Consider the following 16918-nt stretch of genomic DNA (forward strand, 5'->3'; position numbering starts at 1 on the left):
ATTCCTGAGATATCAGTTGTTCGCTAATCCCTTTTAACGTGGAGCCAGCTTTCCCAGCTTGCTGATCTGCACTATTGTTTTCGATTGCCTGTAAAGCCCGGTGGCCGCCATTTGTGCGCCCCAGCCAATAAGGGTGCCATCATTTAAAAGGGCAAAGCCCAACCCGTTTCCGGCTTTTACGGCCTTTACACCTGACAGGCTGTGTACCCGTACCGGTGTGGAGGTTACATCGCCACCCAGGGGGCCAAGCGCATAAATATTTCCCCAACCCCAGCCCATAACGGTTCCGTCTTTGCAAAGGGCCAGTATACTGGCATTGGCGCTGATCTGTTTTACATTCGGAAGTTTGATTACTTTAACGGGTACCGGGCTTTTTACAAATTTAGAATCCTGGTAAAGATCGGCGGATGGCACGCCGTTTCCAAGTTGGCCTTTATAATTGTTGCCCCAGGCACTTACCGTTCCGTCCTGGTGGAGGGCGAAGCCGCCATCGATGCTGGCGGAAACGGCCACTACATTTTTTAATCCCGCAATTTGGGCCGGAGTGCTGGTTGATTGGGTAATGCCCGTTCCCAGTCGACCGTTTACACCATCGCCCCATGTCCAGACGGTTCCATCTTCTTTAAGTGCCATAGCCCCTGCGATGGCTTTGACATGATCGAGCCCGATGACCGGTACGGGGCTTTTTTTTCCTGCTGCCCCTGCGCCATACAGGCCGCTAACCAGCTTTCCGCCGTCGCCGCTCATCCCGTTATTCCCGTTACCCCAGGCCCAAACCGTTCCGTCGCTTTGCAATGCGTAGCTCGAATTTCTGTATGCACTGATAGCGGTCACGTTCTTTAGCCCGGCAACCCGTACCAGGGCCGCACTTTCCCGGATCCCTTTATCGGAAAGATCGGGGTTGCCCAATTGGTAATATTCATTTTTGCCCATGGCCCAAACGGTTCCGCTTTTATCCAGTACCAGTACATGCTCGGTTCCGGCCGAAACCTGTACGGCATCCCGGATACCCGCTACTTTTTCCGGAGTGCCTCCGGCTTCCCAGGTCATTAAACTGCCATCGGATAACACCATTACGTGTGTTGGTTTTGCGTTAGACAGATAGGTTGCGATCCAGTTTTCTGCCGCAGATTGTGCATAGCTGCTGAAAACGGCAAGTGCCAGTGTACATATAAATAAGCATTGCTTCATAGCGATTATTTTGATTAATGGATAGATTTGCTTCGCAACTGCGGTATTGTTGTAGCGGGCTACAAATCTAGTCCGGGTTGAATACGGCACAAGGAATCGTCGATGGAAGCGTGTTTTCGCCAATAAAAAGCATACCATGGCGACTAACGAATGTGGATGGCTGTTAAACTTTAAACAGCGTTTAGCGTTCAGCCATCAGTTTTCAGTTGAAGTTGATTACGTCCGGGACCGGCGATCTGGCATCAGGTGTTGAACGGAACGAATGTTAAACCTTGTACCTGAAAGTGAGAACCTGCAACTGTATGGGAATTTGAATAAGAACTTAAAGATCAAAGCTGCAGCGCAGCGTTGCTATTGCCAGCAACGAACGCGGGAATGAATGGAGGTGCAGCGCACCGGTAATATAAAACGCCTCCAAAAAGATTCCTGCCGTGCTCCCGTCACAAGGGGTTCATCGGGTGGGCGCCTTTTTGTTATCAAAAGATCAGCTCTTTTTGGTCTCAAAGACGTATTCTTGCTGCATTGTAAGGCAATAGACCTCCTTTTAACTTTGCGCATAAGCGATTGCTATCGGGAGTGAAAATGGAACAGTCGTAAACAGGAGCTGTTATAAAAATGTATAGAAAGATGAAATGCTCTATAGCTCATCTAATAGTATAATCCCATTCCGTATCGCAAATTTGATCACACCCGCGATATTTTTTGCCTTGATTTTCCGCATCAGGTTGCTGCGGTATTGCTCAATCGTCCGTTCCGACAGGAACAGGTTTTTACTGATTTCTTTTGTACTCATCTGTTTGCACAGCAACCGGATAAGCTCGATTTCTGTTCCCGAGAATTTAATATTTGCAATCAGGTGTTTGATGGCCAGGTCATCGGTAGAAGTGGTGAACCGGTTAATGATATGGCTTCTTGCTTCTTTACAGAAAAAATCCCGCCCATCCATTAATAAATGGATCGCCTTAACCAATTCCTCATCGTCTTCTGTTTTGACCACATACCCGTTTACACCGGCTTTAACCATTTTTATAACCACATCGGGCGTGTAGGAGAAGGAGTAGGCCAGTATTTTAGCTGCAGGGATTTTGTATTTTATTTCACGGGCCAGTGCATCTCCTGGTGTATCTGGTAAATAGTAATCAAGAATAATCAACGCCGGGCTTAGCTCCAGGGCCTTGCTTAACCCGGTTGCGCCATCATATGCCGCATAAAAATTTTCAAAAAGAGAACTGGTGATCAGCTTTATACCATTTGAAATCATTTTGTGATCATCAATTACTAATAAAGAATGGTACAACGAATCAGCCATGTTTATGTTTGCCGGGTTTTCAAAATAATGGATGCCCGAGGATCATCTCAGTTGCAAAGATATGTTTATATGGTATCCGTTGGGATATTCATTAGTCAGCAGAAAATCGCCGTTCAGCCGCTGTACTCTTTCTTTAATGTTTTGAATGCCGGTCCCTGTACGATCGGCCTGGGTAGCCCATCCTTTACCGTTGTCCTGGTAGGTTACGGACAGCCGGTTACCCTGTTGAATAAAGGCTGTCTGTATTTCGTTAAACTGCGCATGTTTGATGGTATTGGTAATGCATTCATTTAAAATCGCTTTCAGTTCGGTGAATTGATAATGGCTGATAAACCGGTTGGTATCTGCCGGCGCGTTCACGCCATATGTAAACGAACCATCTGTATTCAGTTTGTTTAATACCGTTCCGGTATGGCGGATAAGGTCGGCAATGGTATATTGCTGCTCCGATTTCAGATCATATGACAAACTGCGTATAAGGGATATCGTATGTTCTATATTTTTCTCCAGTGCTGTTTTCTCCCTGGCGCCGGAGTTCCTGGAGGTTCTGGCCAATGCTATGGCATGCAAAAGAGCGGGATTGGTTTCATCATGAATATCCCTGGCCAGGTTTAACTTGAATTGCAGAAACTTGTTTTTCTGACGTTGCCGGAAATAGAAAAAGGCAGCGATAAAAATCAGTAAAAAAATCAGGCTGGAATTGAGAATGACGCGCAAACGCCGTTGTGATTTTGCAGATCCGGCTGCTGCTGCTTTTAGCAGTATTTGCTGATCCTCTGCCTTCACCCGGGCGTACATCATTTCATCGATATCATCGACCAGGGTAGCCCGGTCGCTATCCAGGATGGTGGTGGCCTCCGTTAACAGATCGGCGCTTGCTTTAAACTGATTCTTTGCATACAGGTTTTGCGCTTCGTATTTCCGGAGCAGGTACTGGTTGTAAGGAACGGCTTCGTCTTTAATAAGTTCTTTATACAAATTGATATAATGTGTGGCACTATCTGCGTTGTAGTGGGAGAGATAGAAGGCTACTTTCCATTCAGTAAGCGATGTATCGATACAATATTTTAGATAACCGGGGGTCCGCGGGTCTTCCCGGAGCGCTATCATATCCCGGAAACACGCTGCCTGCTTCGCCGCATTGTATTGCGCGGTTGCATATCGATAGGAAGCGCGGTTTTTCGAAAATACAATATTGGTCTTTACCACGTCGCTGAGGTCAGCCCGGCTATCTGCTATCCGTTCAATTTTATTGAGCAGGGTCAGGGCCTGGAAACCAGCCAGGATGTCCCTGAGCTCAAAAAGAGCCTGTGCCGATTTTTCCAGGACCATTGTTGCCTGAACAAGGTCGTTGCCTGGGAAGCTCTTTTGCATGGCCAGTTCCGGTACGCCTAACAGATAAGTTTTATTATGTTCATACAGTTCTTTTACCTTATTATAGGAAGCATGTGAAAGGTAGTAACCGGCAATAACTGTCAGGGCTGTAAGTGAGGGGCGCCCGTTCTCCTTTTGTTCCAGCTGGTTGATGCGTTCGGCATAATAAAGCATTTCGCCATATTTCCCATTCATCTGCGCCAGGGTACAAACAATACCATAAAAATTTCTTTTATGGGGTTCACTGGATGGAGTATCCCAGATGGCTGCTCTGTAAGGTCCCAATAGTTTTAATGCTTCATCACCGGTAAATGGAATGTTTGCAGACAGCGCCGAACGCATGACAGCAAATACGTTATCGAAATAACCAGGCCCGTTGAGTTTACCGGTTTTATAGGCATTGTTTAACTGCCGAACGACCTGTATGACAGAATCTTTAGTAGTATTGCTATAGCCGTTAGTGACGGTTAATAGCAGTATTACGATTAAAGCATAAAATATTTTTGATTGCCTATGTATCCGTTTGCTCCAATTCATGTTGTGTTTATTTGAATTTCGGTTATAATAACTAATACCGGAGCAGGGCCGTTCGCATCAGGTTAATAATGCTTGCCGGGTAAACGGTTTGTTCAGATGACTGGTTGTTGCCGAACGTTGATGGGTTTCTGAACATTTTTATATTTTAGAAGAAAGAGGCGGAACCATGGTCAGGAAAAACCCGGAAACGCGCTCTTACCCTTTAGTACTTTTTTAAATTTTATTCAGCTGTATCCGGCTGTACATAAACCTGGCGGAACCCTGCACCTCCTCGTTACCACCAACTGCTGTTCTTTCATCAACTATTTGTTTCCCGTGCGTTCACACTGCTATTGAAGTTGTAAAAGGTTTCTTTGTTTTTATGAAGAAGTCTGCTAATCCGACGGTTCTCCAACTAAAAGCAATGTTGTAAAAGAGCGGGTTGATCGTTAGACCGCCGTAGTGAAAAAGCTATCTGCCGGCCCGGTATATAACTGCTTTTATTTTTTTGCTTTTGTAAAAACGGAGTTAAGATTGCTGAATAGATTATTCAATAACAAAGCTAAACCCCGGCTATCTAAAGCGGGTAAAAAACCGTATTTACTCAATGGATTTATAGTAAAAACTCAATAATAAAAATATGAGGGCCTGAGGGGGGCGGCTGCTTGGAATAGTTTAAAGGTATATGCGAATGTTAACGAACGATTGTTTGTCGATTGTTTACAATGAACTTATGCCTGCGGCGCTGTAACAGACTTCAATAAACGAAGCGCAGAAGCCCGGCGCCTGAAACGTACAGGTTTTATATTCTTTGCCTTGTTAACCAGCTTTAATTATCGGGGCAGAAAAGGAAATGGATGCGGACGCAAAGTGTATAATGTGCTTTAAACAATGATCCGGGAGAAGCTAAGATCTTTGTCCCGGTTTTATATTTTAAAAATCGAATATTGATCAAGCTATATGTAAGAACTATTACCTGTATAAAATACAGGATGTATGGAATATACTTATAGCATCTCTCCAATGTTCCGAATATATAAACCACCAGGGAAATATCACGGCATTGAACGGGTTTTTATGGCAGGCATATGGAAGATCAGAATTGGAGTAGCAAAACCCGGTGGTGGATCCTGTTGCTTCAGGAGTGCTTTTTGAAATACTGGATCTCCCGTTCGTGGTTCTTTGCTGCTTCCAGGGAATCAAAAGTTCCCAGGTTCCTGCGCCGGTTCGTTTTCGGGTCTGGTTTTCTTGAGTAGATGCGGTATTTACCGGATTTAAGTTTGCGTATCATTGCTTGTTGTTTGATGAGCAGGGCCGAATTTAAACGCTTAATGTACCAGCTTGGAGTCCACAGGATTTTTGCCGTCACAGAATTTTTTCTAATTGCGCTACAAAAATAACGGGCTATAACGTCATGTTCTTTTCATGCCTGCCGGTGAGCGTAAGCCCGGGATGATATCTTTAGGACACCCATAAATTTAATGGTCATCCTTTATTGATCAAACTCCTGTAGCAGATCTGACCGCCCTTTTGAAGGCTGCCCAATACGGCCACGTTTTATTGTACAACAGCTGCAAGAAACGGGCCGTTTGCTTTCCTGAAACCGGCATTAACGGGCAGTGCTGTATGCGGCAGCATTTTTGTAGCTGCAATGGTAAATGACACAATCATGAAAAGAGAAACGGGCTCCCAGGAAATGAATACGATTAGCGAATGTATCCAAAATGCGGTTAAAACAGGCTATACCCTCGATTTCTTTATTACAGAAGAGGGGCTTTCCTATAATGGTGCCGGAAGGGTATACGGTCCCGGGGATATTACTATAAAAAACTTTTACCGGTTTGAAGGAGAAAGTGATCCGGCAGATAACGCCATCCTGTACCTGATGCGTACACGCGATGGTGCCAGGGGGACATTACTGGACGCTTATGGCGCGTATTCAGAAGCGCGTATTGCCCGGTTTGTAAAGGAAGTGGAGGATATTCAAAAACGGGCGCCGCATATGAAGATGAAGCTGGGCCGGTATTGGAAGATCGGACTGGGCGCCGTTGTAGCCGCTGGTGCATTGCTGGGACTCCTTTATAAAAAGCGTGCACACCGGGTGCCGGCTTTTATGGCCGGCTGATAAGAGAACGATGCGGATTATTTGATGCTTCATCATGAAAAACAAAACAGCCTTATGACACTCAAGCAATTTCTCCAGGTAAGCGAGGCAGAACAACTCCGCGTTTTATGGAATGCCCGTTTTATTTCTGAAAGATGGGAGGAAGAGGTACTTTGTACCCGCTACCAGGTTTTTGATTTCTACATTGAAGTATATGTAAAAGACAATGCCGTTACGGCGTTTAATTACTTTGATGCGGACCAAAATGCCGGCCAGGCGGCGCTTCAGAGCCGGAAATGTGTGTAGAAAAAAATACCCATATTGTGTATGGAAGTCCACATTTTCCGTTAACTCAGTAAAAAACGAGGCAGGTATTTTTGCAGGAAGTGAAGGGGACCGGGAAGATCGATTGTAACAGATAGGTGACCAGGTGCATAAGGGAGCAGCATTTGATTGTTAAATTAACAAAATACATACATGAAGGAACAACCTTTTGAATCACATGAACATGACCTGGTGGGCTATGCGGCGCTTGATCTTAAAAGCGGACCTGAAGCATTTTTGTCTGCGGTATTTCCCAATTATAACCCCGGACGCTTTGTTCCCGTGGCTATTAAAGTGGCTTTTGGGAAGGATCATTTAACCATTGCTTTATATGCCCACGCAGCCGGTGAAAAACCGGCGACCGGGCAGGAGTTACCAGTTAAGAAATTTAAGGGCGTACTGGATATGGATGTGTTTGCAACCTATGTAAAACATTTTTCTGTTTCTTTTTCAAATGATCAGTTTGATATGGAACAGATGCGTGTGACCAACCGGTAAAGGGTAAATAAAAGATTGCCTGATTGTTTTGAAATATGATGCCGCAATTTAACCCTGGTTCAGGTTTTTCAAATGATGCCGGACGGGGGGCTAACCCACCGTGGAGGACAGGAGGGCAACAGGTATAAGCGGTTTTGACACCGCTTTATCAGGAGCAAACCACTATTCAACCCAGCGGGGGAATCCGCCATTATCGGATACCCCCGCCTTGCAAAGGCCATTCAAATCGCAGCCCTTTCAGGTTACATTCTTATATTGAAAAGGAGGATCAATGAGGATGCGATCTGTACGGTTTGCCCGGAGCAAACTGTAAGAGTGACCGGCGGATAATTTTCGCTAACGATTACTGAGGTGGTTTTTCCTCATGAAGTGTTGCTATATTTTCCGGCCTGAAATAAAAACATCTCACAGAAGTATCCTGAAAGATTTAACAAAAAGATTTTAACGGAGCGGGCTTTCTTAATTCCGGTAGCCGGTGCATTGCTGAGGTCCGCGCCCGCTGTACATTTTACCCGTTCCGGGGCCGGTGACATCACCGGGAAGCAAACTGTATACAGGCATCTTTTCCGGGCTTGACAATAATGGACACGGTATTGGCGCATTGCTTGTTCCGTTTTGTAAAAGCGTTGAAATCTATTGTTAAACCTAAAAAAAATATTATGAAAGCAAAACAGGGAACACGGGGTTCTAAAACACATCACACAGATACCTCCGTTTTTGAAGAGATCTACAAATTAGGCTATAAGCACGGGTTTGAAGATGCAAATGATGAAGATGCGTATGATGACGATTTTTCGGATTATGAGGATGAGTATGATGATTACGAGGTGAGCAGTGAGCATGGAGGGCATGAAGGGCAAGAGGACGACGAAGAGGAAGAAGACAATGAAGACGGGGAAGAGGAAGCACCCGGACAAACCCGGCAACGGCGCAGTTCTCAATCAGGTGGAACTGCCACACGGAGCAGCAGCAGCAGTGCCTCCTCAGGCAACGGAAAAAGCCGTAGCTCCGGCGGAAGCAATGGTGCTTCTTCCGGGGGATCTTCAAAAAGAGGATTTGCCGCAATGAGCAAGCAACAGCGCACCCGTATTGCCAAAAAAGGTGGTCAGGCATCGCATGGTGGCAACAGCGGATCGGGAAGAAGATCCGGCAGCCATCGTTAAACGTCCCGTTCTTAAAAAGGGGCTCGAAGCCAGCTTAGAACATTATCCGGCAACGCGCTATGTGTATGTGATCATATCAGCAGCAGCTGGCGTATTGCGGCCTTTGAGCCCCTTTCTTTAACGGATATATAAAACAATACTATGGAAAAGAAAAAGGAAGAAACATTACGCCCGGAACAGGTACAGGCAAGGCCTGGAATTGAAAATGAAATGCTGCCCCGGCCGGAGAGTGAACCGAAGCAGCATGAAGGCGGAAGACTTGCAGGTAAAATAGCATTAATCACGGGTGGCGACAGTGGCATTGGCCGGGCGGTTGCCTTGTTATTTGCAAAAGAAGGGGCCCGGGTAGTAGTGGTGTACCTGAATGAAGATGAAGACGCCGTTTATACGCAAAATCATATAGTGGCTGCGGGAGGCGTATGCCGGCTTGTTAAAGCCGATCTCAGCCAGGAGGCGCAGTGCAGGTATGCTGTGGAGGAAACGGTGAACCTGTTCGGCGGACTGGATATCCTGGTCAACAATGCCGGAACGCAATGGGAACAGGCTTCTATTGAAGACATCAGCACAGAGCAGCTGCTGCAAACCTTTTATACGAACTTCTTTTCCTGTTTCTGGATGACGAAGTATGCGGTAGGTCATATGAAGCATGGTGCGGCCATTGTAAATACCACCTCTGTTACGGCTTACCGGGGCAGCCCTTCGTTAATGGATTATGCGGCTACCAAGGGTGCCATTGTAGGGTTTACCAGAAGCCTTGCCGGTAACCTGGTAAAAAAGGGCATCCGTGTAAATGCTGTTGCACCCGGGCCGGTATGGACCCCGCTTATTGTGTCTTCATTTGATAAAGAGAAGGTTGCTTCTTTTGGTAATGATGTGCCTATGGAACGGGCCGGCGAACCCAATGAAATAGCACCCTGTTACGTATTCCTGGCCAGTGATGATGCCAGTTTTATGACCGGCCAGGTACTGCATCCCAACGGCGGGGAGATCATCAACGGTTAAAAAAAAGCATATTTTCTAAATTCTATAAAAAGCCCAACATGAGAAAACAGCATTTTTTAAAAGCAGTGGAGATCCGCTCAGGCAATGTGGCCGCACAGGATGTACGCAATACACATAACCATACCGAAATGCCGGCAGATGCAAGGGCTTTAACCGGAAGCGCCCGGTTAAAGCGCATGACCGGACGAATTACGGGATGGTATCGTTCGCTGCTAAGGAGGCGGCCCGACCGGGGCGCCGGTGCGGAGTAGATGCATTCTTTAGGGTTTATAGCTGCGGGTAGGAATGCAGGGAGGGGTGCGCATTATAAAATGTATTAAAATAATTTTTTATGAAACAATATGGCTTTTCATTCCTGGCGGGAATGGTTATGATAACAGGTATGAGCCTGTTGTCCTGTAATACCGGCGCCGATAGTAAAAAAGCTGCCGAAGATTCGAATGCGGTTAAATTTAATAAAAGCGACACGGCCAATCCTTCTTCGGCCACACTTGAAAAAGATGCTGATTTTGCGGTAACGGCCGCAGATGGCGGACTGATGGAAGTAGCGTTGGGGCAATTGGCTCAGCGTAATGGTGCACATGCTGAAGTAAAAGACTTTGGTCTTATGATGGTAAAAGATCATAGTGCGGCCAATAACGAGCTAAAGGCGCTGGCCACGCAAAAAAATATTTCTTTGCCCGATTCGCTGAGTGAAGGACTAAAAAAGAAATATGACCGGCTGCGTAGTTTGAAGGGTGCCGCTTTTGATAAGGAATACATAAAGCTGATGGTGGAAGATCATAAGGAAGATGTAAATGCCTTCCGGAATTATACCAACAAAGGCGCTGATCAGAACCTGGTGCAATGGGCCGCCGGAAAATTGCCGGTACTGGAAGCGCACCTGCAGCATGCGCAGCAGGTCGATAGCCTGTTGGAATAGTTAATGGCGGTAGAGAGCCATTTGCCTTTGAAGGGATTTATGCGGATCAGCAAATACAGACAGTTATTGTATATGGATTGCCCGGCTATGTGGCCGCTGACGGGTTGATGTGGGTTGTATTCAGAGCCGGTTTATAGGGTGTTGTTCTCCGCAATCCTATCATTCCCGGGCCTTCGGTTTGCATTATAAGATCAATGCCGGGGGCATCCCGTTTTTTCATCATCCTGACCGCATCGGAAGAGGTCCCAACGGGAAGTCTGGTATTAGAGGGGGCTTCCCCTGCTATCCGCCGGCGGCAGCTACGCTCAGCACGATCGTATGATTGGCCTTCAATATTGAATATAATCTGTTATGAACAACAGGCAGCAACCTTTGATACAATTGCGAGGATAGAACTTAAGGTAACAGAACCTGCCGTGGTTGAAGATACTACAGCCGCACAGGTTTTCTTTATATGTTTTTTATGCAACGTTTAGCTGTATTTCTTTTAGCAGGCGCATTCCTGATGGCTGTTCCGGCATTTGGAATGCTGGTGGATCAAGACCTGGCAATCGTTTGCAAGGTGCTCTTTTTTGTATTGTTCTTTGGGGTTATCGTAGTATTGTTTATTCCGCCTCAAAAGAATCCCTGAGCATCATTGCAAACCATTCCCGGATTCATGCCGGTTACAGGTATTGACCCGGCGGATCCTGCAGGCGCCGGATGTTTCGTTGATTATCGATAAGTACCTGTTTTTGATGTAACAGGATCTGTCTTAGTTCATGATCGGGAGCAAGATCTGCCAGAACAATTTCATAGGCCCGGATAGTGGCGTCTTCGTTGCATTCGAATGCAGTGAGCAGGCCCGTTGTTTTATGAACCGGGTACAGCGCCCGCAGATCATACCAGGTACGGTAAACGCTGCGGTTGACTGCGTTTAGCCTGGCGGCAGATGTTTTACGAAGATAGGAGCGGATCAGCCAGATAAAATAATGCCCCTGTTGTACCAGGTCTTCTACAAATTCGGCCAGGTAACACCCGGCACAGTATTGTTTGCATTTTTCATAGATTTCAATCTTATCTGAGTGAATCTGTATCAGGTCGTTCAGCGCTTCCATTTCCCGGATTTTGTTTCTTGTATTGTGCATGGCGTTTGTTTAGAAGGTGCAATATGTTTAACTGTTATAGAATTTCAAGTATTGCGCCAAATTTGAACAAAGCCCGTTACTTTTTAGCCCGAAAGCTTTTTGATGCATTGCAGCATATTGATGCCCCTGCCCAGTACCGGCCGGAACAGGTCTCCGGTTTTTTCCAGTCGCTGATGTATGTTTTTTATTGTGAACCGGCGTGGATCCAGGCCTGGTTTTACCTCTTTCCAGTTTAAGGGGGTAGATACTGTAGCACCGGGCCGGGGCCGTACGCTGTATGCACAGGCAATGGTTTGGCCTCTCCGGTTCTGCAGGTAGTCGATGTATATTTTTTTGTCGCCCCTTTTTTTCAGGTTCCGCTCAAGGGTGGTTGTTTCCGGGAGCAGCTGCACTACCTGCATGGCAATAAGGTGTGCAAAATTTTTCACCTGTTCATAACTGTATTTATTGCCCATTGGAATATACACATGCAGCCCCGTGGCGCCGGAGGTTTTACAAAAGGAAACCGCTCCGCAATCGTCCAGCACCTGTTTTACAGCAAGCGTGGCTTCAATGACCTGTTCAAAGTTGTTCTTTTCAGATGGGTCTATGTCCATGATCAGGTAGGTTGGCGCATCGGGCTTTTTAATGGTGCTGTTCCAGGGGTTCAATTCAATACAGCCAAGGTTGGCAAGATAGAGCATGGATGCCCGGTTATTGCATACCACATAGTCGATTTCTTTATGATTGCTTTCCGAATAAATGGGCGCAGTGCTGATCCAGTCCGGAACGGTTGCCCCCGCGTCCTTTTGATAAAAGCTTTCCCCGGAGATGCCGTCCGGGAAACGGTTCAAACTTTCAGGGCGGTCTTTAAGATAGGGAAGGATGAAAGGCGCTACCTGGTTGTAGTAGTCCACCAGGTCGCTCTTGGTATAGCCCTCTTCCGGCCAGTAAACTTTTTGCGGATTGGAAAGCTTTACCGTTTTACCATCGGCTTTTATAATCGTCTCTTTTTGCTGCGGTGCTGCCGCCTTTGCAGCGGTGCGCTTTTCTTTTACTGTTGCCTTATCTGTCATTGCATTTTCGTTTTTGGGGATTACAACTTCTGTTGCTGCTTTATCCTCCCGGAGTCCCTGAAAAACCGGCTGGCGGAAAATGTGCTCCTTCGTCAACTCAGCAAATTTGATCGTACAAACAAGCTTGGGGCGTACCCATATCGCCGGCATATTCGTTTTTGGTGGTACTTCAAAGGGCGATTGCCGTATTACCAGGGGCTGCATCTTTTCGAAAAGCGCATTCAGGGAGCGTTCGTCAAACCCGGTGCCGGTATGCCCGGCATAAACCAGCTTTCCTTCCTGGTATCGTCCGAGGATCAATGCCCCGAATTTTTTTCGCGAGCCTCTTGGTTCCGTATAACCGGCAATCACTACCTCTTCGGTATGATGGTGTTTGATCTTGAGCCAGGCCGTACTTCTTCTTCCCTCACTATAACTGCTGTCTGCCCGTTTGGCTATCATACCTTCCAGGTTTTTTTGCTGAATCACTTTGAAAAACTGTCTGCCCTCTGCTGCCACGTGATCACAATAACGCAGCCAGTCATTTTCCACCAGGGCCTGTTGCAGCAGTTCTTTCCGTTGCAACAGCGGCAGTTCTTCTGTCCGGTGCCCGTTCAGGTAAAGCAGGTCAAATGCATAATAAACGATCGGAACATCGGGATGCTCGCCGTAATGTTGCAGCGTTTGAAAATCGGGTAGCCCCGCATCATTATAGGCTACAACCTCCCCATCGATGATCATATCCTGTTCCTGTTCCTGCAGCGCGGCGGCAATGACCGGGTACCTGCCGGAAAAGTTGAGCCCGTTCCGGGAGTAGAACCGGAAGTTTTTGCCGGTTTCGGCAATGGCCCGGTAACCATCCCATTTTATTTCGAAGATCCAGTCCTTATCCGTAAACGGACGGGGCGACAGGGTAGCCAGCATCGGTTTTATGAAATGGGTATACTTTCTTCCGGTACCGGTTTCCTGTAGTGTTCCGGCAGCTACCGGCCGGAGGGTGGGCGTTGCAGCCTTATTCTTTTGGGCTTTTTTTTCCCGGACTGCGGCGGTTACCTTTGATTTTTTTTTTACATGCTCCTCTGCATTATAAGAAGTGCTAACGGCATAAGAGTCCTTGTGCTTTAATAAAAGCCAGGCATTGTCTTCCTTGCCGGTCTTCATCCGCACCAGGGCAAATGCTCCTTTTAATTTTTTACCATGGAGCATGAATTTTAAGGAGCCGTTTTTTAACTCCTGCAGCAACACTGTTTCTTCTTTCCTGCGGGGCTGTTTTTCAAGTGCTTCATACGTGCCTTTATCCCATATCTCCACTTCCCCGGCGCCATAATTGCCTTTGGGGATGCTGCCTTCAAAGTACTGGTAGTCGTAAGGGTGGTCTTCTACCATCATCGCCAGCCGCTTATCAGCCGGGTTAAGTGAGGGCCCCTTCGGCACCGCCCAGCTCTTCAATACACCGTCCATTTCTAACCGGAAATCATAATGCAGCCGGGTAGCTGCATGACGTTGTATTACAAAATGCAGGGCCCGCTTTCCGGAGCCCGTCTGCTTTCCCTGAGGCTCCGGCGTTTCTTTAAAATCCCGTTTTTGCTTGTATTTTTTTAATGTAGCCACAGCTGTTAAAAAAATGATTAAGGGTGTTGAAGGACGTTAAAACGGTGTTTAAGACACCTTCTTTGTTTTTGATGCCGCAAGGCTGGCTTTTAGCTGTTCCATCAGATCTTTGGACTTGTTATACACCACTTTCATTTTCGGTTGGGTGATCTTCTTTCCTTTTGCCTTGGCCCGGATGATCTTTAACAGCTCATCGGTATAATGGTCCTTGTAGGCACTGATGTCAAAAGATTGCGATAACTGGCTGATCAATGCCGTGGCCATTTTTAATTCAGATGGCTTGATGGTTCTTTTAGGAACATTCAGTTCTTTGACATCTCTTACTTCCTGGGCATACCGGATGCGCTGAAAGAGCAACAGGTCTTCATAAAAACGAAGCACCCCCAATGCCTCCTTATTACGCAGTACAAAAGTACCTACGCCCGCCATTCCTGTTTTTTTTAAGGCTTCGGTTAAAAGTCCGTATGCGGCTTCCCCGCCTTTTTGCGGCTCCAGGTAATACGGCGCTTCATATAAAATACTATCAATTTCGTCCACTTTTACAAACTGGTCAATCGTCAGCAACTTTGTTTTTTCGGGCATTGCCTTTTCAAAATCAGCCTTATCCAAAACAATGTATTTTCCTTCATAGTCATAGGCCTTTACGATGTTTTCCCAGTCTACTTCTTTTCCTGTATGTTCGTTCACTCTTTTAAAGCGGATATTACTGAGGTCTTTTTTATCCAGCATATCCAGGTCCAAACTACTTTCTTCCGTAGCTGTATACATTTTTACGGGGATGTTTACAAGGCCAAAGCCAATAGCGCCGGTCCATATTGCTTTCATATCTGATAAGGTTTTATATTATTAAAAGCTCCGGGAGCATTGCATATAGTTGCATCGCTATAGTATCAAAAATCATGCGCATTCGTCTGCCTGGGAAATTCTTTCTACATCTGTGTGGGTTTTTCCGCACCCGCCGGTGGACATATAAAATAAAGAGGCTGTATCCCGGTGTTTTTTAAACAGGTTTATACAGCCTCTTTTATCCCTGTATGGGAATGCCGCATGCTTACTCCATTACCGCCTGTTCATTTACAAAACTTTCGGCAATTTTTGTGAGGGCTACATCTGTTGCCTTTTCATTGTCAAGGGTTTGTTGCAGCAATTTTGCAGCTTCGGTATGTCCCATTTGTGCTGCAAAAGCGCAGAGGGTGCCATAGGTCGCTATTTCATAGTGTTCTATTTTTTGTGCGGCCAGGATCAGCCCCGCATCCCTCGTAAAACTATCTCTTTCCGTATCGGAAATGATCGTTTCAGCTTCTTCCAAAAGTCCCTGCATGGCCTCACATTTTTGTGCTGCCGCTTTTTCATCCAGGCTTTCAAAAATTTTTTCAAGCGTAGCAACATGGATTTCTGTTTCTTTTGTATGCCGTTCAAATGCTGCAGCCAATTCTTCGCTGTTGCTGGCCTTTTGCATTTTTGGAAGCGATTTTGCTAAATGTTTTTCGGCCCAGTATATATCTTTGAGCTCATCTACAAAAAAACGGTGAAATTCACTGTTTTTCATTTCTGAACTGATCTTTTCAGTTTGTTGCTCCGGATTTGTTCCTGTGCCCATTGTCTTTCCTGATTTTGTTTGTGCCATGATCGTTGTTTTTTGTGGTTCTGAATTGAATAAATGATGCACGCCGGTCCGATACGGGTTTTGTTGTAAAGGACCGTTGCGGCCCATGTAATAAGAAAAAAATCAAGCCAAACCGGGCCTAACGGCCTCTTAATATTTTAAATTTTATCCTATGGTGGAAGCGTATCTTATGGAATGCGGAAAACAATTGAAGGAACGGAAGCTTACTATTGCATTTGCCGAAAGTGCCACGGCCGGGCGGCTCACTGCCGAATTTGCCCTGCTGCCGGGCGCCGGTGATTTTCTAAAAGGAGGTTTTGTGTGCTATGATGCTTCCCTGAAGGAGCGGGTACTGAACGTAGCTGCAGCGCTGGTTGAAAGGTACACACCCGAATCTGAAGCTGTAACGGAGGCCATTACCCGGGGATTGGTACCGCTGATCCCAGCCGATATACATGTGGGCATTACAGGGCTGCCGGCTCCGGGAGGAAGTGAAACGCCGGAAAAGCCCGTTGGAACCATGTTTATTTATGGAATGAAGGCGGGCGTGCAGCTTTTTTCCGACAGGGTGGTATTTGCCGGGTCACCGGAGGCAATCATCCTGCAAACAATTATCTATACCGCAAAACGAATTATAGATACGTTCAACCCGGCGGTTGCTGCATCGCTTTAGCGTAACCGGAATATGGCAGGGTTATCAGGCCTTTTGTGTTTTTTTATGGCTTGCCTTTTTAGGAACCTTGGCGCCTTCCTTCCGGGCTTCTGATAAACCGATGGCCACCGCTTGTTTGCGGCTGGTTACTTTTTTGCCGCTGCCGCTTTTCAGCTCACCTTTTTTCATTTCATGCATGGTTTTCTCAACCTTGTCACCTGCTTTTTTTGAATACTTTGCCATAATCGTATATTTTTTATTAGTTGATAAACAAAAGCCTTGCCAGTTACCGATAAAAGAATCGGCGTAACCTGCGTAGCGATCTGCATAAATCACCGGAACGTTAGCCGCAGATGGCGCAGATATAACGCAGATAAATTGATCGGCGTAATCAGCGTAACAATCCGCGTAAATCAGCGGGACCAGGTGTTTCGCAATTAGCACAGATAAATAACCAGAGCATCGGCCGGAACCCTACCAGACAG

Annotated in this window: 18 protein-coding genes; 9 read left to right on the forward strand and 9 right to left on the reverse strand. The window is 46.3% G+C overall.

All coding sequences use genetic code 11. The features are described from left to right. Nucleotides 1-33: 33 nt before the first annotated feature. The 4 genes from Q1V85_RS14785 to Q1V85_RS14800 form a co-directional block, all read right to left on the reverse strand. A complete protein-coding gene (locus Q1V85_RS14785) occupies nucleotides 34-1191 on the reverse strand; it encodes a hypothetical protein (protein ID WP_300601218.1) in 1158 nt (385 codons plus the stop codon). Nucleotides 1192-1828: 637 nt separating this feature from the next. Continuing rightward, nucleotides 1829-2500: a response regulator transcription factor gene (locus Q1V85_RS14790; protein WP_300601219.1), complete on the reverse strand. Its 672-nt coding sequence runs from the start codon at nucleotides 2498-2500 to the stop codon at nucleotides 1829-1831. Nucleotides 2501-2542: 42 nt separating this feature from the next. Continuing rightward, on the reverse strand, nucleotides 2543-4411 hold the full coding sequence (locus Q1V85_RS14795; protein ID WP_300601221.1) for a hypothetical protein: 1869 nt from the start codon (nucleotides 4409-4411) through the stop codon (nucleotides 2543-2545). A 1117-nt stretch (nucleotides 4412-5528) separates the two neighbouring features. Continuing rightward, the gene (locus Q1V85_RS14800) at nucleotides 5529-5681 is read right to left on the reverse strand and encodes a hypothetical protein (protein WP_300601222.1); all 153 of its coding nucleotides are present in this window, start codon (nucleotides 5679-5681) and stop codon (nucleotides 5529-5531) included. 378 nt (nucleotides 5682-6059) lie between these two features. Here Q1V85_RS14800 and Q1V85_RS14805 point away from each other — a divergent pair, with 378 nt between their 5' ends. The 8 genes from Q1V85_RS14805 to Q1V85_RS14840 all read left to right on the forward strand — a co-directional run bounded on the left by Q1V85_RS14805 (nucleotide 6060) and on the right by Q1V85_RS14840 (nucleotide 11034). Then, nucleotides 6060-6515 carry a hypothetical protein gene (locus tag Q1V85_RS14805; RefSeq protein WP_300601223.1) on the forward strand — a complete coding sequence of 152 codons (456 nt, stop codon included), beginning with the start codon at nucleotides 6060-6062 and terminating at the stop codon, nucleotides 6513-6515. A gap of 54 nt (nucleotides 6516-6569) precedes the next feature. Further along, nucleotides 6570-6800 carry a hypothetical protein gene (locus Q1V85_RS14810; protein ID WP_300601224.1) on the forward strand — a complete coding sequence of 77 codons (231 nt, stop codon included), beginning with the start codon at nucleotides 6570-6572 and terminating at the stop codon, nucleotides 6798-6800. 171 nt (nucleotides 6801-6971) lie between these two features. Then, nucleotides 6972-7316, forward strand: coding sequence for a hypothetical protein (locus Q1V85_RS14815; protein ID WP_300601225.1), 345 nt, complete (start codon nucleotides 6972-6974; stop codon nucleotides 7314-7316). 659 nt (nucleotides 7317-7975) lie between these two features. Next, the gene (locus Q1V85_RS14820) at nucleotides 7976-8479 is read left to right on the forward strand and encodes a KGG domain-containing protein (protein WP_300601226.1); all 504 of its coding nucleotides are present in this window, start codon (nucleotides 7976-7978) and stop codon (nucleotides 8477-8479) included. 141 nt (nucleotides 8480-8620) lie between these two features. Then, a complete protein-coding gene (locus Q1V85_RS14825) occupies nucleotides 8621-9481 on the forward strand; it encodes a glucose 1-dehydrogenase (protein ID WP_300601227.1) in 861 nt (286 codons plus the stop codon). Between the two features lie 38 nt (nucleotides 9482-9519). Further along, nucleotides 9520-9732: a hypothetical protein gene (locus tag Q1V85_RS14830; RefSeq protein ID WP_300601228.1), complete on the forward strand. Its 213-nt coding sequence runs from the start codon at nucleotides 9520-9522 to the stop codon at nucleotides 9730-9732. An 80-nt stretch (nucleotides 9733-9812) separates the two neighbouring features. Then, nucleotides 9813-10403 carry a DUF4142 domain-containing protein gene (locus Q1V85_RS14835; protein ID WP_300601229.1) on the forward strand — a complete coding sequence of 197 codons (591 nt, stop codon included), beginning with the start codon at nucleotides 9813-9815 and terminating at the stop codon, nucleotides 10401-10403. Between the two features lie 463 nt (nucleotides 10404-10866). Then, the gene (locus Q1V85_RS14840; protein ID WP_300601230.1) at nucleotides 10867-11034 is read left to right on the forward strand and encodes a hypothetical protein; all 168 of its coding nucleotides are present in this window, start codon (nucleotides 10867-10869) and stop codon (nucleotides 11032-11034) included. A 34-nt stretch (nucleotides 11035-11068) separates the two neighbouring features. Here the strand turns inward: Q1V85_RS14840 and Q1V85_RS14845 are convergent, their stop codons facing one another. From Q1V85_RS14845 to Q1V85_RS14860, 4 genes are all read right to left on the reverse strand, one after another. Continuing rightward, a complete protein-coding gene (locus Q1V85_RS14845; protein ID WP_300601231.1) occupies nucleotides 11069-11530 on the reverse strand; it encodes a DUF2383 domain-containing protein in 462 nt (153 codons plus the stop codon). 83 nt (nucleotides 11531-11613) lie between these two features. Continuing rightward, nucleotides 11614-14175: a DNA ligase D gene (ligD, locus tag Q1V85_RS14850; protein ID WP_300601232.1), complete on the reverse strand. Its 2562-nt coding sequence runs from the start codon at nucleotides 14173-14175 to the stop codon at nucleotides 11614-11616. Nucleotides 14176-14223: 48 nt separating this feature from the next. Then, on the reverse strand, nucleotides 14224-15000 hold the full coding sequence (locus Q1V85_RS14855; RefSeq protein ID WP_300601233.1) for a Ku protein: 777 nt from the start codon (nucleotides 14998-15000) through the stop codon (nucleotides 14224-14226). 226 nt (nucleotides 15001-15226) lie between these two features. Then, the gene (locus Q1V85_RS14860) at nucleotides 15227-15802 is read right to left on the reverse strand and encodes a ferritin-like domain-containing protein (RefSeq protein ID WP_300601234.1); all 576 of its coding nucleotides are present in this window, start codon (nucleotides 15800-15802) and stop codon (nucleotides 15227-15229) included. A 151-nt stretch (nucleotides 15803-15953) separates the two neighbouring features. Between Q1V85_RS14860 and Q1V85_RS14865 the strand changes: the two genes are divergently transcribed. After that, complete coding sequence (locus Q1V85_RS14865) at nucleotides 15954-16454, forward strand: CinA family protein (RefSeq protein ID WP_300601235.1); 501 nt, start codon at nucleotides 15954-15956, stop codon at nucleotides 16452-16454. A gap of 24 nt (nucleotides 16455-16478) precedes the next feature. Here the strand turns inward: Q1V85_RS14865 and Q1V85_RS14870 are convergent, their stop codons facing one another. After that, nucleotides 16479-16676: a DUF6496 domain-containing protein gene (locus tag Q1V85_RS14870; protein ID WP_300601236.1), complete on the reverse strand. Its 198-nt coding sequence runs from the start codon at nucleotides 16674-16676 to the stop codon at nucleotides 16479-16481. Between the last annotated feature and the right edge of the window lie 242 nt (nucleotides 16677-16918).

Origin of the sequence: Niabella sp., assembly GCF_030150205.1 — a bacterium.
GTDB lineage: Bacteria > Bacteroidota > Bacteroidia > Chitinophagales > Chitinophagaceae > Niabella.